Origin of the sequence: Neolewinella agarilytica (assembly GCF_900110645.1) — a bacterium.
GTDB classification, from domain to species: domain Bacteria; phylum Bacteroidota; class Bacteroidia; order Chitinophagales; family Saprospiraceae; genus Neolewinella; species Neolewinella agarilytica.
In genome coordinates, this window is record NZ_FOFB01000017.1 from 1 (window position 1) to 23212 (window position 23212).

The 23212-nt window shown below is 53.8% G+C and carries 11 protein-coding genes and 1 tRNA gene; 5 read left to right on the forward strand and 7 right to left on the reverse strand.

From position 1 onward, the window contains the following. Window positions 1-895: transposase (locus BM123_RS15045; RefSeq protein ID WP_090169987.1), on the forward strand; the 895-nt coding region annotated here is incomplete at its 5' end. Between the two features lie 100 nt (window positions 896-995). Here BM123_RS15045 and BM123_RS15050 read toward each other — a convergent pair. From BM123_RS15050 to BM123_RS15060, 3 genes are all read right to left on the reverse strand, one after another. Continuing rightward, window positions 996-1691, reverse strand: coding sequence for a ClpP family protease (locus tag BM123_RS15050; RefSeq protein ID WP_090170189.1), 696 nt, complete (start codon window positions 1689-1691; stop codon window positions 996-998). A gap of 248 nt (window positions 1692-1939) precedes the next feature. Next, entirely contained in the window at window positions 1940-3310 is a 1371-nt protein-coding gene (locus tag BM123_RS15055) for a trigger factor (RefSeq protein WP_090169989.1), read from the reverse strand. A gap of 73 nt (window positions 3311-3383) precedes the next feature. Then, window positions 3384-3465 (reverse strand) — tRNA-Leu (locus tag BM123_RS15060). A gap of 467 nt (window positions 3466-3932) precedes the next feature. Between BM123_RS15060 and ruvA the strand changes: the two genes are divergently transcribed. The 4 genes from ruvA to BM123_RS15080 all read left to right on the forward strand — a co-directional run bounded on the left by ruvA (window position 3933) and on the right by BM123_RS15080 (window position 16118). Further along, window positions 3933-4526, forward strand: coding sequence for a Holliday junction branch migration protein RuvA (ruvA, locus tag BM123_RS15065; RefSeq protein WP_090169991.1), 594 nt, complete (start codon window positions 3933-3935; stop codon window positions 4524-4526). Window positions 4527-4669: 143 nt separating this feature from the next. Then, window positions 4670-12262, forward strand: a complete 7593-nt coding sequence (sov, locus tag BM123_RS15070; protein ID WP_090169992.1) for a T9SS outer membrane translocon Sov/SprA — start codon at window positions 4670-4672, stop codon at window positions 12260-12262. A 377-nt stretch (window positions 12263-12639) separates the two neighbouring features. Then, on the forward strand, window positions 12640-13749 hold the full coding sequence (locus tag BM123_RS15075) for a ferredoxin--NADP reductase (protein ID WP_090169994.1): 1110 nt from the start codon (window positions 12640-12642) through the stop codon (window positions 13747-13749). Window positions 13750-13913: 164 nt separating this feature from the next. After that, the gene (locus tag BM123_RS15080) at window positions 13914-16118 is read left to right on the forward strand and encodes an OmpA family protein (RefSeq protein ID WP_090169995.1); all 2205 of its coding nucleotides are present in this window, start codon (window positions 13914-13916) and stop codon (window positions 16116-16118) included. Between the two features lie 356 nt (window positions 16119-16474). On the opposite strand, the gene polA is transcribed toward BM123_RS15080, so the two are convergent. From polA to BM123_RS15100, 4 genes are all read right to left on the reverse strand, one after another. Further along, window positions 16475-19303: a DNA polymerase I gene (gene polA / locus BM123_RS15085; protein ID WP_090169997.1), complete on the reverse strand. Its 2829-nt coding sequence runs from the start codon at window positions 19301-19303 to the stop codon at window positions 16475-16477. Between the two features lie 253 nt (window positions 19304-19556). Continuing rightward, entirely contained in the window at window positions 19557-19742 is a 186-nt protein-coding gene (locus tag BM123_RS15090) for a hypothetical protein (RefSeq protein WP_090169999.1), read from the reverse strand. A 335-nt stretch (window positions 19743-20077) separates the two neighbouring features. Beyond that, window positions 20078-21595, reverse strand: a complete 1518-nt coding sequence (locus tag BM123_RS15095; RefSeq protein WP_090170001.1) for a DEAD/DEAH box helicase — start codon at window positions 21593-21595, stop codon at window positions 20078-20080. A 168-nt stretch (window positions 21596-21763) separates the two neighbouring features. Next, window positions 21764-22753 (reverse strand): class I SAM-dependent methyltransferase, encoded by a 990-nt coding sequence (locus BM123_RS15100; protein ID WP_090170003.1) that lies wholly within the window; start codon window positions 22751-22753, stop codon window positions 21764-21766. Window positions 22754-23212 lie beyond the last annotated feature (459 nt).

Consider the following 23212-nt stretch of genomic DNA (forward strand, 5'->3'; position numbering starts at 1 on the left):
CCTGTGCCCATCGAAGGGTTATTTCACCGAAGGTCGCGGATCAGGCGTCACTAAAAAATTAACCGACTACATACTCGCCACGATGAGTTGCCTAGCACGTTGGCTGCGCGGTTTGGATCGTAAGGTTTACTTGGTGGGGGATGGAGCATACTTCGTCTTCGATCTGCTCAAAAAGGGGCATGAAGAACAACTTCACTGGATCGTACGCGGGCGAATGGATGCTTTGTTGTACCATTTCCCTAGCCCTAAGAAACCTGGCACACCGGGTGTGCAGGCTAAAGTCGGCAAGCCATTACTTAAGATGAATAAACGACTCACCGATAAGCGCGTCAAGTGGCAGGAGGTAACCTTTGCCGAATGGTACGGTGAGACCAACAAAAAGATGTACTACTCCACAGGCAAGTCTATTTGGTATAAGGGACGTCACTACCGGCTGCCCGTACAGTGGGTATTGCTCAAAGACCCGGAGGGCAAAGCTAAACCTACCCTGTTGATCACGACATGTCTGGACATCGAACCCAAACAGATTATCCTCAACTTCGTTGCCCGCTGGCAGATCGAAGTAACTTTTGCCGAAGTGCGCCGGCACCTTGGTATTGAGACGCAGCGCCAGTGGTCCGACCTCGCTATTGAACGGACCACACCATTACTGATGGGACTGTTTTCCGTCTGCTGCTTACTAGCCAAAGAGCTACATGCAACCGGTCAGCTGAAAGTGCAGGCCACAGCCTGGTACGCGAAAAAACATATAACCTTCTCTGACGTCTTGTTGGCCGTACGGCGGCGCTGCTGGCAAGAACGAGAACGTTCCATCTTTAGGCAAAAAACTGACTTGGAACATTATCGACTAAAGCTAGCCTACCTTTGGGATGACTTCTGGACGGCAGCCGCTTAAATGGCTAAAGTCCAGAGATAGTCAAAGAGTCAAATAGTTAAGTAGTCAGACAGTCATCAGTGTTGGTACTGTTTGACTGCCTGACTACTTGACTGCCTGACTATTTCTCCCGGTTAAGCACTTCGTCCACCAGGCCATAGGCCACGGCTTCCTTGGCGGTCATCCAGTTGTCACGGTCGCTGTCTTTCTCGATCGTTTCAAAGGTCTGTCCGGTATGGTCAGCTAAGATAGTGTAGAGTTCGTCGCGCAACTGAGAGATGAGGCGGTAATTGATCTCCATGTCGGAGAACTGACCCTGCATGCCACCGCTTGGCTGGTGGATCATCACCCGGGCGTGGGGGAGGATAGACCGCTTACCTTTCTCGCCAGCGGCGAGCAGGACAGAGCCCATGGAGGCAGCCAGACCCGTACAGATCGTTGCTACATCAGGCGTAACGTACTGCATGGTGTCATACATCCCCATGCCAGCAATTACGCTGCCGCCGGGGCTGTTGATAAACATTTGAACGTCGCGCTTAGGGTCTACGGATTCGAGGAACAGTAATTGTGCCTGAACGACATTGGCCACGTAGTCAGAAACGGCTACACCCATAAAGATGATGCGGTCCATCATCAGTCGGCTGAAGACATCGAGGGCGGCGATGTTCATCTGCCGCTCTTCAATTACGTTAGGGGAGAAGCCGGTAACCTGTGGCGAAGCCATGCCGCCAATAGTCTGTGCGTATTTCTCCAGGTGCATAGTACTCATACCCATGTGACGGGTAGCGTACTTCATAAATTCATCCTGAGGGATCATATGAGTTTTCTTGAAGGGTTTCACGATCATTAATTGACCGTCTCACCGTAAACGCACCAAGGGGAGATGGGTTGAGAAGTCTTGTGGTCTTGTGGTCTTGTAGTCTTGTAAGCTACCGCATTTTATGGGCGTTACAGGCGTGGTAGGGGCAGAAAATTATTAGTAGAATATTTACCCCGGACGTGCGGTCACTGTAGTATACCTCCAACATGCGGTAGCCTACAAGACCACCGAGCCACCAGACTACATTACTCCTCTTCCTGAGCCGGCATATTCTCTTCATTGAAGGCCTTGATGGCTTCGTTGAATTCGTCAGCGGACAGGGGCTTTTCCTTTAGCTTAACCTTGTCGCGGAGAGCCGCCATGATTTTTTTCTCGATGGCATTGGAAGAGAGCTGCTCGCGCTGCTTCTCATCTTGCAGCATCTGGCCAACGTAGTTATCGACGAACTCGTCGGTCAGGAAGTCCGGGCGCTGGCCACCGAGCATTTGCATCAGGCTGGCGAGTGCTTCGGCTTTTACGTCTTCGTACTCAAGCTTTACGTCTTCTTGCGCCGCAAACTTGTTGCGGATCAGCATCCACTTTACACCGCGGGTGAACATGTCCATATCACGGTCTCCCTCCTCGTCTTCCTGGATTTTCTCCATGATGGCGAGCGGTAGCTCGAAGTCATGGCTCTCTACCAGTTCCTTTTGGATCATGAAGTTCGCCATGGATTCTCCCTGGCTGTTGAAGCCGGCAGCGTTGTCTTCCGCAATTTTAGCGCGGACCTCTTCTTCGGTCTTAATCGTGCCGGAGGCATCGAATTTGGTGAAGAACTCTTCGTTCATTTCCGCCGGCGTAATGCGGCTGATCTTGTCTACAACGAGTTGGAAGGATTTGCCGCTCATGTCGGCATCTTCATCTTCCAGTTCGAGCAGGTACTTATTAACGTAGGCCGGAGTGCTTTCTTTTTCGAGAATGCTGAGGTCTTTCAGGGTAACCTTTCCGCCAACTTTCTTGCCGATCAGTTTTTTCTTGCCTTCATCACTCAGGGAGTCAATGTAAAGCTTGGTAGAATTGGTGATCGGGTTATCTACTGGCCCTGCTTCCGTGAACGTTACGTCAACAACGTCTTCTTCTTCCACTTTGCCGTCTTCTACCTCGGTGTTTTCACCGGCTTGCTTGAGCATACGCTCAATTTGCTCGTCGAGGAATTTGTCATCGGTATTAAGGACCAGCTTATCAAACGTTTTCTTAGGGAGCTTGAGGTCGAATTCGGGCTCAAGGGCCAGGTCGTAAGTAAGGTTGACGTCATCAAGCGCGGTAGCCGTGATCATCGGCGCATTTTCCTCTTCTACCGGCATGGGGCTGAAGATGAGTTTTACGTCGTTTTCTTCGATGTAACCGAACAGTGACTCTTTGATCTGTTCGTCGAGGATGTTACCCAGAATCTGGTTGCCCATCATCTTGCGCAGGGTAGACAGTGGAGTCTTCCCTTTGCGGAAACCCTTCATGCTCACCTTCTGGCGCTGTTTCTTCAGCTCTTCGGTCAGTTTGCCGTTGAGTTCGTCCTTAGTGATCTGGATGGCGATGCGGCCGGTTACGTTACCGGTTTTCTCGAAAGTTACGTTAGGCATATTGAGGCTGCTACTGTGGCCCACATTGGGCAGGAAAGAAAAGGCCCACCCGAAGGCAGGCCATTTTAAAGTGTGCGGGTGAAAGGACTCGAACCTTCACGCATTGCTGCACTAGATCCTAAATCTAGCGTGTCTACCAATTCCACCACACCCGCAAGTGTTGTGTTTAGCGGGCACAAAAGTACGACCAATAAATAGTTCGTGCAACAGGGAGCTGAAATAAGAAGAAAGTAAGTTATTAATGAGTCTACCCACCCGGAGGGTAAGAGAGCTCATCAGGCGCGGCCGCAGGTGCAGGGGAAAGGTTAAAGGAGCAAGGAGCTGCTAAGTAGGGACAATCTTCATACTCCCTTAAAGATAGATTAATGCAGTGAGCAGATATTTGTGACCACTAAGTTAGCTCACTCACCTGATTACCCTCTATTAGCTATTCTCAACATTTTGTAGCCCTTTATTAGGTCGTGCGGTTTTCGTGCGGCCTGTTTTTTTTTGCTAAAGGTGCAGGAAAGTACTCACAGACAAAGCCTGCCACTTTCAAAGACATTCTTTGCACCTGCGTTAGCGCCCCCTAAGCGTCAGTAGTTTAGCGTATCTTTGCGCCCCCGAAAACTGTTCTCCCCCTATGATCACTTACGTAAAAGGGCCGCTTACCCACAAGAACCCGAGCTTCGTTGTTATTGAAGCCGGCGGCCTGGGCTACCATATTAATGTTAGCCTGTATACTTATACGAAAATCGAAAAAGCGGAGTCAGCTAAATTGCTCACCCATTTTCACGTGAAAGAAGATCAGCAGACGCTTTTCGGTTTTTACGAGGAGACGGAGCGTACCCTTTTTCGCTTGTTAATCGGGGTAAACGGGGTGGGGCCCGCTACCGCACTGGTGGTGCTGTCGAGTATGAATCCTGACGAATTCCGCTCCGCCGTTATTGGTGAAGATGTGGCCAGTATTCGCCGCGTGAAGGGCATCGGACCTAAAACCGCACAACGGATTATTCTGGATCTGAAAGACAAGATGATGAAGGAAAGTATCGATGGCCCAACAATGCTCTCCCCGCAAAGCAATACCCAACGGGCAGAGGCGTTATCTGCTTTGGTGAATCTGGGTTTCGCCCGGCCCGCCGTGCAACGTGCCCTTAACCGGGTTTTTGCCGCCAATGCGAATCCGGGAAGTTCGGAAACGATCATCAAGCTCGCATTGCGGGAGTTATCTTCCTGATTAACCACTACCATTTGTAAACTTCCGGACTTATCCTCCGGACGCTACTCTTAAAATTGACCGACAGCACGTTTCCCCGCCACCGGAATCGTTCATGATGGACGGCCCGCCACTTCCCCCCGGGCTCTTGGAAGGATTGACTTATGAATAAGACTTTACTATTACTCGGTTTTGCCCTTGCTTCGCTCAGCTTCACCTCTGTACCCTATACTAACGATAGTGCTGAAGAGTCTGGCTTGACAACCAACGCCGTTTTAGCAACAGCTGACCCCGTGGTGAGGCAGCTTTTTGAGCACTTCGTGTTCAGCGGGCAGCCGAGATACGAAGCACCAGCTGCTAACCGTCAGGAAAATATCACGGAGGACGGTGCCCTGACGGATACGATTCCTCCCCTGCAGGACCGCCGCCGTGACTTCATCACGGACCCCAACCGGAACCCCATCGACCTGCGGGACCCCGCCGTGCTGAAGAAAACAGTAGAGTATGATCCGGAATCCGGGCGCTATATCGTTTATGAACGAATGGGCGACATTGACTTCCGCCCACCTACTTACCTGACCTTTGAGGAATATCTGGACTTCCGCGCAGAGCAGGATAAGCAGCGGTACTTTAATCAGCTGGCCGGCGTGGGTAACCCCGACGAAAAAATCAGCCTCGGTGATCCGCTGGCCGATATTGAGCTGGACCCCGATCTGATCGATAATTTATTCGGTGGTACGGGCATTGACATTCAGCCCCAGGGTGGCGTTGACCTCAGTTTTGGGCTCAACTACCAATTTCAGGATAACCCCTTCATCGTAGAGCGATTCCGTCGGAATACCATTTTCGATTTCGACATGGACATTCAGATGAATGTTACCGGTCAGATTGGAGATAAGCTGAAACTCAACACCAACTATAACACGGGAGCAACCTTCAACTTCGACAACCAGATCAAACTGGACTACAACTCGGAAGCCTTCAGTGAAGACGACATCATCCGTAAGATCGAGGCCGGTGATGTAAGCCTGCCGCTACGCGGATCGCTGATTGAAGGCGCACAATCGCTGTTCGGCCTGAAGACCGAACTGCAGTTCGGTCACCTGAAGCTGACGGCCATCGCCAGTCAGCAGCGAAGCCAGCGCGAAAAACTAACCATCGAAGGTGGTAGCCAGTTGGCAGAGTTTGAAGTGTATGCGGACAGCTACGACGAGAACCGTCACTTCTTCCTGAGCCACTACAACCGCGATGTTTACGAGGAGTCGCTGGAAAATCTACCCCAGATCAACACCCTCTTCCACGCCGAGAATATTGAAGTCTGGATTACCAATGACCGAAATGAAGTGTTGGATGTGCGGGACATTGTGGCCTTCGCCGACCTGGCCGAGCCCAACCGACTGACGAACCCCACGGCTGTGCGCCCCTTTCAGACGCCTCGCTACCGCGAGATTTGTGAAGGTGAACCACTACCGGAAAACGGGGCGAACGAACTTTACGCCAAGCTTGTCGCTGAAGGCGAGCGCATCCGGGACATTGACCGGGCCGTGTCTACGCTGCAATCCGCCCGTTTTGGCCTGCAGCAAATACGGGACTTCGAGAAAGTCTCCGCCCGTAAGCTGAGCCCACGGGAATACACCGTCAATGCAGAGCTGGGCTTCATCTCGCTGAACATTAACGTACAGCCGGATCAGGTGGTCGCCGTTTCCTACCGTTATAAATACAACGGTGAGATCTTCAAGGTCGGTGAGCTTTCGGTGAATACTGATAACTCCAGTGCGGATACCAGTAACTTCGCCAATCAGGTACTCTTCACCAAGATGCTCAAGTCATCCACCCAGCGGGTAGGAGAGCCTACCTGGGATCTGATGATGAAGAACGTCTACTCCCTCGGTGCCTACCAGGTTAACCAGGAAGACTTCCGCCTCGACATTCAGTACGAAGATCCGGGCGAGGGCTTTAAGCGGTTCCTGCCGGTACCGTTAGCTGCTACACCTGGCGGCACCCCCGTTCCCGGCTTGCCCCTTATTCGGGCGTTCAATCTCGACCGCCTGAATACGCAGAATGACCCACAACCGGATGGTGTTTTTGACTTTGTACCGGGCATTACGATTAACCCGACTACGGGCCGCATCTACTTCCCCGTGCTGGAGCCCTTCGGTAGTGACCTGGCGGAATTACTCGACCCTGCGGACGTCAACCAATTCGTTTACCAGGAGCTCTATGACTCTACCATCTTCCAGGCCCGGGAATTCCCGGAGAAGAATCGCTTTGCGATTCGGGGTAGTTATAAATCATCGGTTCAGTCAGAAATCAGCCTTGGAGCCTTCAACATCCCGCCCGGCTCGGTGCGGGTGACGGCCGGTGGTGCGCTGCTGGAAGAAGGCCGGGATTACTCGGTGGACTACAGCACGGGCCGCGTTCGTATCCTCAATGATGCGATTCTGAGCTCGGGTGTTCCCATCAATGTGAGTTTTGAGGATAACACGGTCTTTAGCCTACAGACAAAGACGATGCTTGGCCTGCGGGCAGATTATGAGATCAATGATAACCTTAGCATCGGGGGGACTTATATGAAGCTCTTTGAGCGTCCGTTTACCCAAAAGGTCAATATTGGAGAAGATCCGATTAACAACACGATTTACGGTTTGGACGCGACCTTCCAGAAGGAGTCGGGCTTCCTGACCCGGATGGTGGACAAGCTGCCATTCTACAGCACCAGTGCGCCGTCGAACATCAGTGTTACGGCGGAGACGGCCTGGTTGCGCCCCGGCCACAGCCGGGCGATTAACCAGAGTAATGATGAAAAAGGTGGGGTTGTTTACCTCGACGATTTTGAAGGTACGGCCAGCCCCATTGACCTGATGGTGCCCGTTCAGAAGTGGTTCCTGGCCTCCATCCCGCAGAACGATGCGGCGAACAACAACCCGCTCTTCCCCGAAGCACGGGCAGCCGGCCTGGAGAGCGGCTTTAACCGGGCAGCCCTGAACTGGTATCGGGTGGAGCCAAATGCCCGTAGCGTTTCACCAGGAAGCACGGAAAATGTCTACACCAGTGCGGTGCCCCAGCAGGAGGTGTTCCCCAACCTCGATATCCCCATCCAGCAGCGGGCGCGTAACCAGTTCTTTACTTTTGACATGGCCTACTTCCCCGAAGACCGGGGGCCTTACAACTTCGATACCCCGACACCATCAGCGGTATCTGCCGGTGTAAGACTGGAGAATGACCCCGTCGCTCCGGTAAAACTCAATAGCCCCGAAACCCGCTGGGCGGGTATTATGCGGGAGATGACAACCCCGGATTTTCAGTCGTCCAACATCGAATTCGTTGAATTCTGGATGCTCTCTCCCTTCCTGGACGGAGAAAACCCATTGGACCCCAGCGGTGCGGATGATGCCGACCGTAAGCAAGGTACCCTCTACCTGAACCTCGGTAACATCAGTGAAGATATCCTGAAAGACAGCCGTAAGTTCTTCGAGAATGGCTTGCCCGGGCCTGCTAACCCGAACCGACCCGTAGACGAAACCGTATGGTCTCGGGTACCCGTTACCCAGCAGATCACACAGGCATTCGATAACGACCCCGAAACCCGTGCGCTGCAGGACGTTGGTCTGGATGGCTCCGACGATGAAATGGAACGGGCGAAATTCAGCGACTACATCGAGCAACTACGGGCAGCTAATGCGGGACTGACTCCTTTGGTGGAGGAAGATCCGTCTAATGACAACTTCTACTACTACAACAACGGTCGATACGGCGATGAGGCTGACCTGATTACCCGCTTCCGTGGCTGGAACGGAACGGAGGGTAATAGCGCCGCCAATAACCAGACCCAGGGGAATACCCGGGAATCCGTTACTAACCTTCCTGATGCAGAAGACCTTAACCAGGACAACACCCTGAACGAAGCGGAGAGCTACTTCCAGTACGAAATACCTTTCGTTCGGAGCAGCACGAACGGCCGGGAGTTTGACGTAGAACAAACCCCCTTCATTACTGATAAGCTGGAGGTGGCTAACGGCCGGGTCTGGTACCGGTTCCGGGTGCCGTTGAATTCAGATCAACGCAAGGCAATTGGGGGCATTCAGGATTTCCGCTCCATCCGCTTTATGCGGATGTATATGACAGGTTTTGAGGCGCCCACCATTCTTCGCTTCGCAGAGTTTGAGCTGGTACGGAACAGCTGGCGGCGGTACAACCGCTCGTTCCAGACGGGGCCGGTCATTGGTGGTGAAGAGAACACGGAGTTCAACGTCGATGCCGTCAACATTGAAGAAAACAGTAGCCGCCAACCCTTCAACTACGTCTTGCCAAACGGTATCCGTCGGGAGCAAAGCCTTGGCATTGTGAATACCCTGCAAAATGAGCAGTCGCTTTCATTGAAGGTGAATAACCTGCAGCCGGGTGGCAGAAGAGCTGTATTCAAGTATACAGATACGGACCTGCGATTGTATGAGAAGATGCGCATGTTTGTCCACGCCGAGGCACTCGGCGAAAGCAGGTTTAACCGACCGGAAGACGGCGAGTTGAGCCTCTTCATCAGAATGGGCTCCGACTTTGAGTCCAACTACTACGAATATGAAGTGCCGCTGATGATCTCCGATACCTCGGGGCAGGCATTAGCGCTGGACACCCTGGATGCAAACGGACAGAACCGATACTTCAACAACAGTGCCTACGCTGACCGGGTCTGGATACCGGAGAACGAAGTGAATCTCCCGCTTACCCTTCTTCGGGACCTGAAGCTGGAACGTAATAATACGGGCATACCGCTTTCTCAGGAATACGCCGAAAACTTCCGCCCTTTTGAAGGGGATGACGAATTGGATGGCGTAGAACATACGCTCCGCGTAAAGGGTAACCCCAACCTGGGCTTCGTCAAAGTTTTCATGATCGGTATCAAAGCAAAGGACGACCTCAACAACGCAGGGCTAAGTTCGGAAGTCTGGGTCAACGAACTCCGCCTGGAAGGGCTGGATGAGCGTGGCGGTGTAGCTGGTATTGTCCGGGCTGACGTGCAGCTGGCCGACCTGGGTAACCTTACCGCTGCAGCCAATTACAGCAGTATCGGTTTTGGTGCGCTGGACAACAGCGTGACGGAGCGAAACCGGGAGCAGACGGCAGGCTATGACCTGGCGGCTAACCTGGCTATGGACCGCTTCTTCCCCGAAGGATTGGGCCTGAGCCTGCCGGTTTACCTGCAGCATAGTAAAACAGTAAGTACACCGGAGTACGATCCCTATGATCTGGACGTAAAACTCAAGGATAAAATAGAAACCGCCGACAGCGGTATTCAGGACAGCCTGCGCGAGCAGGCGCAGGAGATCAATAAGATTTCCGCCATCAACCTCAATAACATCAGTATTGATCCCGGTGGTGGTTCGGGTAAACCCAACCCGTTTGACCCGGCTAACATCAGCCTGAGTTATGGCTATACGAAAACAGAGCGCTCCGACCCCTTCATCAAAAGCGAGGTCATCAAGGATCATACCGGCGCCATTGACTATACCTTCAGCCGGGGCCGGGCTGCCTACATTGAGCCCTTCAAGGGAGTTAAGAGTAAGTACCTCAAGCTGATCTCGGAGTTGAACATCAATCCGCTGCCCAACAGCTTTACGGTGGCTAATGTCCTGAACCGAAGCTTCGCAACTACGCAGTATCGTTTCGCGGACGTTGACCCGAAGTTCAATACCTTTTATAACAAACGCTTTACCTGGGACCGTAGCTATGACTTACGCTGGGACCTCACGAAGAGCATCAAACTTGGCTACAACGCCAACATGAGTGCAACGATCGATGAGCCGGACGAAAACCGCCTGTTGGAGTTTGACTCGGAAGTCGCTGACCAAATGCGAAAAGACAGTATCTGGGATAACCTGACCAGCGGTGGCCGGCCGAAGCTGTACACCCAGGGTGTCAACGCCAGTTACCAGCTACCCCTGCGGTATTTCCCCTTCCTCGATTTTGTAGATGTTCGGGCCAACTACCTCGGTAATTACGCCTGGAACGCCGCTCCGCTGAGTGTAGCGGATCTGGGGCTGGGCAACCAAATCCAGAACAGCCAGAGCCGACAGCTGACGATGAACCTCAACTTTGAGAAGTTCTACGATCAGTTCAACTTCCTGCGGCAGATTAATCGGCCGCAGCGACGAGGACGTACGACTTCGCGTAGCCGAGCGAACACCGACGAGGAGGAAAAAGAAGGTGAAGACGGAAAGAAGAAGCGTAAGAAAAGCAGTGGCCCCAGCTCCGCAGCGCGGGCGCTCATTCGGCCCTTGATGGCCCTGCGGAGTGTTCGCTTCAATTACAGCGAGGACTTTGAGACCGTCATCCCCGGCTTTACGCCAGAGCCTTCCCTTTTCGGGCAAAATGCTGGGTTCAAGGCACCAGGGTGGGGCTTTGTGGCGGGCATTCAGCCCCGCATCCGGGAACTGACCGAAGCGGAACAGTTCGGGGATAAAGATTACCTCTATGACCTTGCTTCGGATGGGTATATCTCTGACAATGTATTTCTGAGTCAGGATGTCATCCAGAACTATACCCGCCGGTGGGACGGTAGTGCTACTATCGAGCCCTTCCGGGACTTCCGGCTGGAGCTGACCATTGACCGTACCTTCAGCGAGAACTATACCGAAACTTTTAAGGTGCAGGAAAAAGGGCCTGATGCGGACTTTGTCCACTCTATCCCCGTCCGGGACGGCGCGCTAACCTTTACCAATGGTGGCGCCCGGACGCTCTTTAACCAGGATACGGTAAACCTTAATCTTCTTTTTCAGACTTTTGATAACAATCGTAGGGTAATCAGCCAACGACTGGGCGACGGAACGCTGCACGAAGATCCCTTGCTGGCGGCACAGGGTTATTCCTTCGGCTATGGCCCCAACCAGCAGGATGTATTATTGCCGGCCTTCCTGGCGGCTTACCGCGGTGAAGACGCCAACACTTCAGAACTTGATCCCTTCAATCTGAAGGCGAGTCCGAACTGGCGACTGACCTACAACGGGCTCAACAAAGTAGGCAAGCTCGGAGAGATTTTCAGGCGCGTGAATATCAGCCACGGCTTCCAGTCTACCTTCCAGATTAGCAGTTATGGCACGAGCCTGGATTACCTGGACGCGCTGGAGCAGGCGACTACGCCGGTGCTTACCGGCTACGACACCGTATCTCTGAATTACTTCCCGCGGATCGAAATTCCTAACCTCACGGAGTCTAAGTCTTTTGCTCCGCTCATTTCCATTGAAGCGGAGTTGCAAAACGGATTGTCCCTGAATTTTGCCTACCAGAGTAGTGAAAACCGGAGTATCAATATCGTCAGCAAGCTGCTGAGTGAACAGGTTTCCACGGAGGTGATTGGTGGCTTTGGTATCGTGCTGGAAGATATTCAGATTGGCTTCCTGCAGGGGAAGAAAAAGAAACGACGATCACGGGAAGATCAGGAGGCGGAAGCTAACCCAAGCCGGAATGGTGGCCGGGGGAACAGCCGTTCCGGTGGTCGCCTGAAGGTCAGTGATATGGACATTCAGTTCAACTTCAGTCTGCGTGATGGCATTACTTACGCCAGCCGCTTGAACCCCGTTCAGCGGGAGACAGTGGAGGGTAGCCGGGTGTTTACCCTGGCGCCGTCAGTGGAATATCAGGTCAATGAACTACTGGGGCTGCGTGCCTTCTTTGATTATCGTAAGACACAGCCTTACAACTCGCTTGGCTTCCCCCAAACGGCAGCTAGTGGAGGTGTAGTGGTGCGATTCCAGCTGCAGTAGGGCGCGGGACCGCAGGTGCAGGTTTTTGTTTTGAGGAGCAATGAAATACCCGGATGAGGTACTCCGCTCCGAAAACGAGGCGAAGCCGGGAAGGCAGATGAAAAGCCGGCGGTTTACCAGGTGAGGCTTTAGTCGTCCAATCAATTCTTTCAGCCTGACGAAGTCGGCTGAAAGAATTGGTTGGACGAACACGATAAGCCCTGCTTCTCATCCCTTCCCTTGCACCTGCGTGCGCGCCCCCTGTTGCGCCTGCCGAAGTGCCCCCCAACTTTCCTCTCCGGGTAAAAAAAGCGCTCAAAGCAAGGATCACAAAACCAAAGCTGCTGAAATCCCCTTTGTATTTCCGACCTTCGCCTTCCGATTCAGAAAACCAGCTTATGAGCCAAGTCAGCTTTCACCCGCTTCCCATTGCTTCCATTACTCCCGAGACCGATCAGGCCGTTACCGTAGCCTTCAGGATCAAGGAGGAGTTAGCCCAGCAGTTTACGTACAAAGCCGGGCAATACCTGACCCTGAAGTTTGTGGTAAACGGGAAAGAAGAACGCCGGGCCTACAGCATGTGCTCTGCCCCGCACGACGACGAAATTGCCGTAACGGTGAAGCGCGTTAAAGGCGGTATTGTGAGCAATCACATCGCTGATGCCCTAAAGGCCGGAGACATCGTTGACGCCATGCCTCCACAGGGGCGTTTTCTGGCCAGCCCCGAAGCCGCCGCCCGGCGAGATTACTTCCTCTTCGGTGCCGGTAGTGGTATTACGCCTCTGATGTCTATTCTGCGCTCCATCCTGGAGGAAGAGCCCAAATCCAGTGTCTACCTCCTCTACGGAAACCGGGACGAAAACAACATCATCTTTGAACGCCAGCTGGCAGATTTGCAACAGCGCTACGAAGGCCAGTTGCTGGTAGAACACATCCTCTCCCGCCCGAAGAAGTATAAAGTTGGCGGGCTGAAGGGCCTGTTCTCCAGCGGGAAGCCGAAATGGGAGGGCAACATCGGCCGGATCGATATTCCGGCCGTTCAGCGGTTCATGACGGCTAACCCTGGAAAAGTATCCGATAAGCAGTACTACATCTGTGGCCCCGGGCAAATGATCGATAACGTAGAACAGGCTCTGTTGGGCCTGGGCGTTCACAAGGAGTTTATCCATGCGGAACGCTTTGTCTCCGCTAACGATGTGAAGAAGAATAAAACTTCCACGGACGTAGTCGAAGGCGGAAAGGTATTTGCAAAGCTGTCGGGGAAAGACGTTGAAGTAACCCTTAAGCCCGGACAGACCATTCTCGATGGCTTGCTGGAAAGTGGTGCCACTCCGCCTTACAGTTGTTTGGCGGGGGCCTGTAGTACCTGTATGGCTAAGGTTACGAAGGGCGGCGTGAAAATGGATGTCTGCTTTGCCATTGACGATGACGAGATTGCTGAAGGCTATATTCTGGCGTGTCAGTCGCACCCCACTACCCCCGAGGTCTACGTTGACTTTGACGTATAAGCTTTCGCTTTTTCAGCTAAGCAAAAGCGGGCAGTGAAAGCTGATTTTCACAAAAGCATAAGGCTTTACGGACAACTCCGGCACCCTTTGAAACGTATTTTAGTTGTGCAGTCAGTTGACCTTGGCGTATATTAAGCGTCCAACGATTGCCTAAGCTATTCGTCATGCCAACCATCCCTAATTATAGAAAGCTTCTGTTTTTGGCCATACTGTGTATCATCACGGTAGGTTTGTCCGCTCAGTCGCCTTTGGATAATGGCAACCAACCACGGGAAAAAGACCCGGTTCTCCGGCCCGATGGTACGGAGCTTTTCTTTACCCGTCCGGATTTTGTTAGTAATAAAGGAACGGACAATGCCGCCGATATCTGGGTACGGCCCCGCTACGCTGACGGAAGTTGGGGACGTGTACTTAATCCGGGATCTCCGATCAACTCCTTCGCACACGACCGCGCGCTTGCTTTCAGCCCGGATGGTAACCGGCTTGCCGTACTCCGTACCGGCGCCAGCAACTTTGTCGACTTACTGGAAGTGAGCGGACGGAACTGGAGAATACTCGAAAGCTGGCCTTTACCTCAGGAGGCTGCTCTGCGGCTTGACCTGACTTTTGACCCCAACGCATTGCGCTTGATTTACAGCGCTTACGCTACGGGTAAACTGGACCTCTTTGTGCGCGATGCTTTACCCAATGGTAAGTGGGGCGAAGCCAAAGAACTGCGATTGCTCAATAGCCCGGATAACGAAACCTCCCCGGCACTTGCATCCGACGGGCGAACGCTTTATTTCCGTCGTGAAGCACAATGGTATCGTCAGGATGACCTGCACCTGGGGGCTACTCCGGTTAGTATCCCCGCCGAAATTCAGCAGTTTAGTCAGTTGCCTTCCGGCACGGACCCCGCCGCAGAAGCCATTGTTGTTGCTCAGCAGACAGGCAAAAAAGAACAGCTACTCAGTATGTCGCTACCCGTTGAGGCACGGCTGCAACCCTCCGCTCTTTTTCGGGGGCACCTCCCTTCGCCGCCCCTGCCGGGGGAGGCTACGGCCTTAGTCGCTTTAGAAGACGGCTGGGAACTGCGCATTCGTCCGGATGCCTTACAGCGGTACGCGCTGTACCTCCGGGATGGAGAAAAACTGGTGGCTGATGGCAGCCTGCCTTCGATAACCAATACCCAGGGGGGGAGCCTGGCCGCAACGACGGATTCGCCCGTAACAGAAGTTTCTCTTGAGCGTAAAGAATTAGAGGTGGGCATCGCCCGCCGCCAGCGGGAACTACAACGGCTGGATGAAGAGCGCCGCCGCTACGAACAATCTTTAGTTCAGCCCGACGATGAGCTACTGGAACTACGGGATCAGTACAATCGGGTGCAGCGCCCGGTCGGAGACACGCTGCCGCCCGCCACCAGCGCTAAAGGTGGCAGCACCCGCGACCGCTACGCCGAAGAACTGGCGGAATTGGAGCGGATGAAAGCAAAGTTCCGCCGGCAACAGGACGAAAAGATCAGAAACCGTAATCGGGGCAGTGATCATCGCTGGGAAGAACCTACCAGAAGAACGACTACACCAGTAGTGCCCACAACGGCCACCCGACCAGTAAGCATTGGTGAAGCCTATACACCAGCTCCCGAGGTAGATCCCCGTCAGCAGCGTGCGCAGGCTTACGAGGATAGCCTCCGCCTGAACTCTACGGTCCGCTCCGGACTATACTCCAATCAGCAACCCCGCGCCTACGAGCGGGAAGCCTGGGAGAACGAAGTCCAGCGGGGCTTACCAAGAACAACGCCTCTCACGCCGGAGGAAGTCAGTAAACTGGACGCTGACTATCAGCGGAAGCTGGACGAAATTGCTTCCCTGAAGGCAGAGTTGCAGCGGTTAAATAATGCAGAGTATAAGCAGCAGCAACCTGCTGCCTCTCAGCCTCAGACGATGAACCCGACCTGGGATACAAAAGGAGCCCCTGTCTACACTACTCCCGCTCCGGCCCGCCAACCGTCAACCCCGGCTACTTATGATAACCGCTACGCGCCGCCCGCCAGTCAGGCACGCGCGCCGGTTACTTATGGTCAACCGGCGGCTGGCATTCCTGCGGGCATCAGCTTCATCCCGAATACTGCCTACCCCGATGGGGCTGGTTATGGCGGCCTTGACCAGCTTGCCCGGCAGATACAGTCTTCAGCAACGGTCCTGGAAATTCGTATTCACACGCCGCTGGAAATGGACCGGCGTGCGGCCCAGCTTCTGAGCGAAGAGCGGGCGACCACCATTAGAAACTACCTGACGGAGCAAGGCGTTTCCCCTCGCAACTACAAAGTGCTTGGCTTTGGGAATAACCTTACGGGGAATGGTGGCGAACGGGTGGAGATATTGCGGTAGAGTAAAGCGTAACTTCCTTGACAGAAAACCTCTCTCCCGTTCCCCAGGGCTAACGCATACTCGAAGCGAAGCCGGACCCTCAAAGGAACATTTTATCCTTCGCTCCGCTACGGAAAATGCACACTTCGAGGTCCTAAATTGGCAGTCTAGGACACTAGAAGTGTGCTCAGCCATGAAGCCGGAGGCAAAATTGCTGAGTTCCTTTCCCTTCGGGGATGCTGCGCGGTGAGTGTCCGGAGAGTATGCGTTAGCCCTGCCCCCGTCGACCTTTCGAGTAAGATTTTCATGAATGTTTAAGCATTTCTTCGTAGCTAAGCATCTACTGCCTGCCAGACTACAATACTACTGTCTACCCCCTAATGCGCTTCCAGCCAATTATCCCCCATATCCGTCTCTACAACAATGGGTACGGATAAATCCGGAATAGCCTCCCGCATGAGTTTTTCGATGATAGGCTTGATGGTGTCAACTTCGTCTTTTGGCGTGTCGAACACCAGTTCATCGTGTACCTGCATGATCATCTCGGTTTTGAAATTGCCCTCTTTGAGGGCCTTGTCGATGCGAATCATGGCCACCTTGATCATGTCGGCGGCGGTTCCCTGGATCGGGGTGTTCATCGCCATCCGCTCGGCGATAGACCGAGTGAGCCCGCTCTTGGAGTTGATGTCTCGCAGGCCACGTTTACGGCCCAGCAGCGTCATGGCGTAACCTTCTTCCCGGGCAGTTTCCACGCTCGTGGCCATATAGGACTTCAGGCCCGGGAAACGTTCGTAGTAGTTTTTAATCAGGGCCGCGGCTTCCTTGCGGGTGATTTCCAGTTGTTGCATCAGGCGGGTAGCACCGGCGCCGTACAGGATAGCGAAGTTGATGGTCTTGGCTTGGTTACGCTGGTCGCGGGTAACGTCTTCGAAGGGGACATCAAAGACGAGAGCCGCGGTAGCGGTGTGAATGTCCCGCCCTTGTTGAAAGGCTTCCACCATTCCCTTGTCGCCACTCAGAGCGGCAACGAGGCGCAGTTCGATCTGGCTGTAATCTGAAGCCAGCAATACATGGTTTTCGTCACGAGGGATGAAGGCCTTGCGGATTTCGGCGCCCTGCGGTGTGCGGACAGGAATATTTTGCAGGTTGGGGTTGGCGCTGCTCAGGCGGCCGGTAGCGGCCACGGTTTGGTTGAAGCTGGAATGCACGCGACCGGTTTCTTCATTTACCAGCGTAGGTAGTGCGTCAACGTAGGTGCTCAATAACTTTGTCAGGCTTCGGTAGCGAAGTATTTTGGCAACGATGGGCGCTTCGCCGGCAAGATCCAGCAGCGTTGCTTCGTCGGTTTTATACTGGCCAGTCGCCGTCTTCTTACCCTTGTAGGGAAGTTCCATGCGGCCGAAGAGAATCTCTCCGATCTGCTTCGGGGAGGCGATGTTAAAGGGAGAACCTGCCTCTTCGTAAATTTCTTTTTGCAGGTCGGCAATCTCTCCGCCCAACACTTTGCTGTAGTTGTTGAGGAAGTCTACGTCCAGGTTAACCCCGTTGAGCTCAATATTTTTCAGTACGTAAATCAGCGGTGCTTCAATGGTTTCATAGAGTTCTACGAGGCCCTCTTCTTCGAGTTCGGGCCAGAGAGCATGGTAGAGACGCAGGGTGATGTCGGCGTCTTCACAGGCGTAGTCCACGACTTTGTCAACGGGTATGTCCCGCATCGTCAGTTGTTTCTTTCCTTTCCCAATCAGGGTTTCAATAGCAACGGGCTTATAGTTCAGGTAGGCCTCGCTGAGGAGGTCCATTTTATGCCGCTTTTCCGGGTGGAGGAGGTAGTGCATTACCATCGTGTCCAGCAGCGGTCCGGCTACGGGGGCGCCGTAACGCTCCAGCATCATGAGGTCGTACTTGATGTTTTGGCCCACCTTTTTTGTCTTCGGATCAGCAAGTAGCGGTGCAAATTCGGCAACGATGGCTTCGGCTTCCGCCCGGTCAGCGGGCACGGGGACATAGTAGCCCTCGCCGGCTTTCCAGCTGAAGGAAAGGCCGACAAGTTCCGCGGAAGCAGCATTTACACTCGTGGTTTCGGTGTCGAAGGCGTAGAGGGTTTGCTTTTGTAGTTCAGCAATCAAAGCAGCCCGTTCTTCCGGGGTGTCAACCTTTTTATAGACCTGCTCGGTATTCCCGATATTGTTATCGGCAATAGCGTGAGCGGGAGGGGCTGCAAAGCGGCTGCCAGACTTCTTAGGCGCAGACGCAGGTGCAGTGTTGGTTGGAGGGGCAAAGAGATCTCCCTGAGCACCGGGTAAAGGCTTTGATTCTTCTTCCACGCCAAGAATGTCTTTGGCGATGGAGCGAAACTCCAGCTCCCGGAAAATGTCCGTCAGATGCTCCCGGTCGAAATTCTCAATGCGGTAAGCTTCTTCGTGGAAAGTAACGCCTGGAACATTGATATCAATGGTGGCCAGTACCTTGCTCTGCAGGGCTTGCTCGCGGAATTCCCGGAGACGTTCCTGATTTTTACCCTTAATCTGGTCAGTACTGTCCAGCAAGGTCTCCAGGTTGCCGAATTGGTTGATGAACTTCTCCGCCGTTTTGGGGCCGATGCCAGGTACGCCGTGGATGTTATCCACCTTGTCTCCCATCAAACTCAGCATATCGATTACCTGCTCCGGGCGCTCAATACCCCATTTGGCTTTAATCTCCTCTACGCCCAGGATATCAATACCGTTGCCCATTCGACTGGGCTTGTACATATAGATGTTCTCTTCCACCAGCTGTCCGTAGTCCTTATCCGGAGTAACCATGTACACTTCAAAACCCTGCCGGGCGGCTTGCTTGGCAAGCGTTCCGATCACGTCGTCTGCCTCATAGTTGTCGATAACAATAATGGGAATGTTGAAACCCTGCAGGATCTGATGCACGTAGGGGAAGGCTACCGTGATGTCTTCGGGGGTCTCTTCGCGGTTGGCTTTGTAGTCCGGAGCAATCTCGTTACGAAAAGTTGGCCCCTGCGGATCAAAAACAACGGCCAGGTGGCTGGGAGACTGGTTTTTCATCAGGTCCCACAGCGTCCGGGTAAAACCGAACATGGCAGAGGTGTTGATCCCTTTGCCATTGATCATCGGTCGGTTGATGAAGGCAAAGTGGGAGCGGTAAACGAGGGCGTGGCCGTCGAGGAGGAAGAGCTTTTTCGTACTGGTGTCGGACATGGGGTAAAGATAGCGGGGCGGCAGGTGTTCTGTGTGGAGTGGCGGCGTTTTTTTCGGGGCAGTCACAAACTCCCTCTTGGACGCTTCAAGGTCCAATGGATAGTGGCAGGCAAACCTCGAAGCGTCCCGCAGTATTGCGGGACCTTCTAGCGTTTGCTCTTTTCCGAGTTTGCGATTGCCCTGGCGTTTTTTTCGGGTGGTGCGTTTGCTTATCTATCGGAGCTCACCCGGGTGCTGCTGATTTCTCGAATATTTACACCCAGGGCAAGGCCTCCACACTTTGGCGTACTTTCTTTACCAATTTCTGTTGATCGATATTCGTCTGTACCACCACCTGAAGACCACTGTAGCAAAGGAACAGGTAGTTGGCCAACTCCGTGGGGTTGGCCTGCTTTTTTAACTTTCCTTGCACCTGCGCGCTCGCCAGCACATTCTGCATGATATTTAGGAGTAGGGTGTTCCGTCTATTGGGGGTGAGCCGTGACGGTTTTTTGGGGCCTTATCTGGGCTAACCGCCGGAGGCAGCTGCGAAGCAAACCCCAGACCTGTGCTACGAAGCTCTTGCGAGCTAGCTTCTAAAAACCGTCATGTCCGTAGCTCAATAAAGGGAACACCCTATATTTAGGAGTCGCTCGCAGTTATTGGTCACGAATCCCAGCGCTTCTGTGCAGCTGTTGGCTGAATTTGGTTTCATGCTGAACGAAAAAAACCGCGCCAGTGCGATGAGGCACTGGCGCGGTTTTTTTGCTCGCTAGATTTATGAGGGGGTAATGGTTATTCTTCCGGGGACGAAGAAGGTTTCGGCCCACGGCCCCGCCCTCTGCCCCGTCCCCGCTGCTTACGGTTAGGGTCACGTGGCTGATCTCCGCCGGAGCGTTCCTGTCTGGGCTTATCGTTGCTTCTTTCGCTGCGGGGAGCGTCTTTGTTGTCGTCTTCGGCGCGGGGCTTCCGGTCCCGGTTGCCGCCACCGCCGCCGGAGCGGTTGCCACCGCGTCCGCGTCCACGTCCGCCGCCGCCACCGCCGCCACGGCGATCTCCGCCACGACCCCGACCGCCTCCGCCGCCACGACGACGATCTCCGCCGCGTCCGCCACGATCATCGCCTTTGTCTTTCAGGCGCTCGGGAACTTCCAGTCGTTCGACCTTCATTTCCATCAGTTCTTCGATGGCTTTGAAACGCCGGCGATCATCGCCGCTGATGAGCGTGATTGCTTCGCCTTCCGCTGCCGCACGGGCCGTTCGGCCAATACGGTGTACGTAGTCTTCTGCATCCCCCGGCACGTCAAAGTTGATGACCAGGTCGATGCCGTTGATGTGAATACCCCGGCTCAGTACGTCAGTAGCGACCACCACCTGGATGGCGCCGGAGCGGAACTGGCGCAGGCGTTCTTCCCGCTCATCCTGGTCAAGGTCGGAGGAAACATCCTTTACTTTTGGGTTCTTGCGGGCTAGTCTGCGGGTCAGCTCGCGTACGGTCTTTTTACGGCCACAGAAGATGAGGATGCGATCCATGGTCTTCGTCTTCTCCCGGAGAATATCTTCAATCAGGGCGTTCTTGGCCCAGTCGGCGACGTTGTAGGCCTTCTGCTTGATCTTCTCAGCAGGCTTGGAGATGGCAATGCTGATCTCTACCGGGTTCTTCAGGATGTCCCGGCTGAACTTCCGGATCTTGTTCGGCATGGTGGCGGAGAAGAAGAGAATCTGCAGGCTTTCCTTCGGCAACATGTCGATGATCTTGATCATGTCATTGACGAAGCCCATGTCCAGCATCCGGTCCGCCTCGTCGAGGACGAGGTGGCGAACTTCACTCAGGTCCGTGTACCCCATATCAAGATGAGCCATCAGGCGGCCGGGGGTGGCTACGACGATGGGTGCGCCTCCCTTGAGTGCCTTTTGCTCCTGGGCCATACTGTGGCCGTCGCGGCCACCGTAGACGGGGATGGAGCTGGCGTTCATGTGGAAGCTGAAACCCTCCAGTTGGCGGTCAATCTGCATTGCGAGTTCCCGGGTAGGGGTCAATACAATGGTAGCTACTTTGGTGGGTGGGTTGTCGCAGATGTCGGTCAGGATGGGCAGCAGGAAAGCTGCGGTTTTGCCGGTTCCGGTCTGAGCTACGGCCAGCACGTCGCGACCCTCGATGGAGGGTGGGATGGCCTGAGCCTGGATGGGCGTACATTTTTCGAAGCCCATATCGTCAAGGGCGTCCAGTACTTCGTCGGCAATATCGAGTTCGTCAAAATAGACGACTTCTTCCTCCGTTTCTTCGGGGGCTAAATCGGGATTAGTATCCATGTATGGCTTGTGATTAGGCAAGCCACATTCTCCCTGGCCTGCTTCGTTTTATTTGAGGTTACTGGCGTTCCAGCGGCGCGAAGATAGGGAATAAGGGGGGAAGGGAATGAGAGAATAGGGGAATGAGAGAATAATAGGAATGAGAAAATAACTGGTAAAGCAACTATATCATCCGTACTCCGGCTCGATGATTCTGGGGGCTAATTCCTGTTCGCCGCGTTCCAGAAGCCAGCATTTGTGCAGATTACGTTTTCGGAAATCCTGCGGGAGCGTTTGCCTGGTGATCTCTTTGATGGAGGAGGCTCCTTCAATGGCAGCTTCGTCGAATTTAAACTTCCGGGAACTGGTGCTGAAGAAAAGTTTACCTCCGGGCTGGAGTAAGTGCATGCACAAGTTAATCATCCTGGCGTGATCGCGTTGTACGTCGATGGACTCCCGCATCATCTTCGAGTTGGCGAAGGTGGGCGGGTTGAGGATGATGAGACCGTAGTTTGGGATTTTATGCTTTTCCAGCCAGTGAACAACGTCGTGACGGATAAAGCGATGGCCTTCGTCGGCCAGCTCATTGATTTTGAAGTTACGCTCTCCCCATTCGAGGTAGGTGTTGGAGAGCTCGACATTGTCTACCCGCCGGGCTCCGCCGGCGGCGGCGAAGACGCCGAAAGCGCAGGTGTAGGCGAAGAGGTTGAGGACCACTTTATCCTTGGCTTCCTGGGCGACCATCATTCGCAGCTTCCGGTGATCGAGGAAGAGGCCCGTATCGAGGTAGTCGGTCAGGTTAACAATGAAGCCTAGCCCGTTTTCTACCATCGTGAATTCCCGTTGAGCGATGCTCAGTTTTTCGTACTGCTTGCTGCCGGACTGCCGCTTGCGGAGCTTAAAGAAAACCTGATCTTTGGAGATGCTCAGCGTTTCGGTGATGATGTCCCGGTAGGCGAGTTTTCGGTCCTGCCATTCGTCCTCTGACCAATCTTCACCCGGGCGGTGGTAAACGGCCACGTAGAGTTGATCGTCGTAACGGTCAATGGTGATGGGGAAATCGTCCAGGTCCGCATCGTAGATGCGGTAGGCTTCCAGCTCTTTGCGGCGGGCCCATTTATCGTAGTGCTTCGCCATTTTCCGGAGGCGGTTGGCGAAAGGGGTATAGTCTTTAGACATGGAGGCGAAGGTAGGGTGGTTGTGGGTATTTGACCCGATTCATTATCCTCCGTTATGCTTCCCGTCTTACATGCCTGCCGGCGGCCTACTTTTGAAGGGCAAAAGATAGCAAAACCCCTGGCCTGTGTCACTGGCTTATCGGTAGAACGAAGCAAAAGAGCCTACGAAAGGGCAAACTCGCAGCACAATCTGTTTTTCAATCAAAGCTGTGGGACTAGCTATCTCTTGTGGGAAAAGCTTGAGTTTTGGGTGTGCTCAAACAGCCCTTCCGCTTAACGGCTCTTTTGCTCCGTTCTACCGGCCAGTGCCAAGGGCCGTCCTCCGAAAAGCAACGGGCTTTGGGTTTCATCCAACACTACTTTCGTGCGAAGACAATACAAAACCTGGGTTTCTGAGAGTACAAATCTTGTGGGCAGTGCACCATTTTTAGCTTTTGACATTGCGTTGAAATTGAGTTCG

Excerpts from the sequence above, each read along its gene's own strand:
- BM123_RS15050 (WP_090170189.1), bottom strand. The coding sequence starts at position 1,691 with ATGATCCCTCAGGATGAATTTATGAAGTACGCTACCCGTCACATGGGT.
- BM123_RS15055 (WP_090169989.1), bottom strand. The coding sequence starts at position 3,310 with ATGCCTAACGTAACTTTCGAGAAAACCGGTAACGTAACCGGCCGCATC.
- ruvA (WP_090169991.1), top strand. The coding sequence starts at position 3,933 with ATGATCACTTACGTAAAAGGGCCGCTTACCCACAAGAACCCGAGCTTC.
- sov (WP_090169992.1), top strand. The coding sequence starts at position 4,670 with ATGAATAAGACTTTACTATTACTCGGTTTTGCCCTTGCTTCGCTCAGC.
- BM123_RS15075 (WP_090169994.1), top strand. The coding sequence starts at position 12,640 with ATGAGCCAAGTCAGCTTTCACCCGCTTCCCATTGCTTCCATTACTCCC.
- BM123_RS15080 (WP_090169995.1), top strand. The coding sequence starts at position 13,914 with ATGCCAACCATCCCTAATTATAGAAAGCTTCTGTTTTTGGCCATACTG.
- polA (WP_090169997.1), bottom strand. The coding sequence starts at position 19,303 with ATGTCCGACACCAGTACGAAAAAGCTCTTCCTCCTCGACGGCCACGCC.
- BM123_RS15090 (WP_090169999.1), bottom strand. The coding sequence starts at position 19,742 with ATGCAGAATGTGCTGGCGAGCGCGCAGGTGCAAGGAAAGTTAAAAAAG.
- BM123_RS15095 (WP_090170001.1), bottom strand. The coding sequence starts at position 21,595 with ATGGATACTAATCCCGATTTAGCCCCCGAAGAAACGGAGGAAGAAGTC.
- BM123_RS15100 (WP_090170003.1), bottom strand. The coding sequence starts at position 22,753 with ATGTCTAAAGACTATACCCCTTTCGCCAACCGCCTCCGGAAAATGGCG.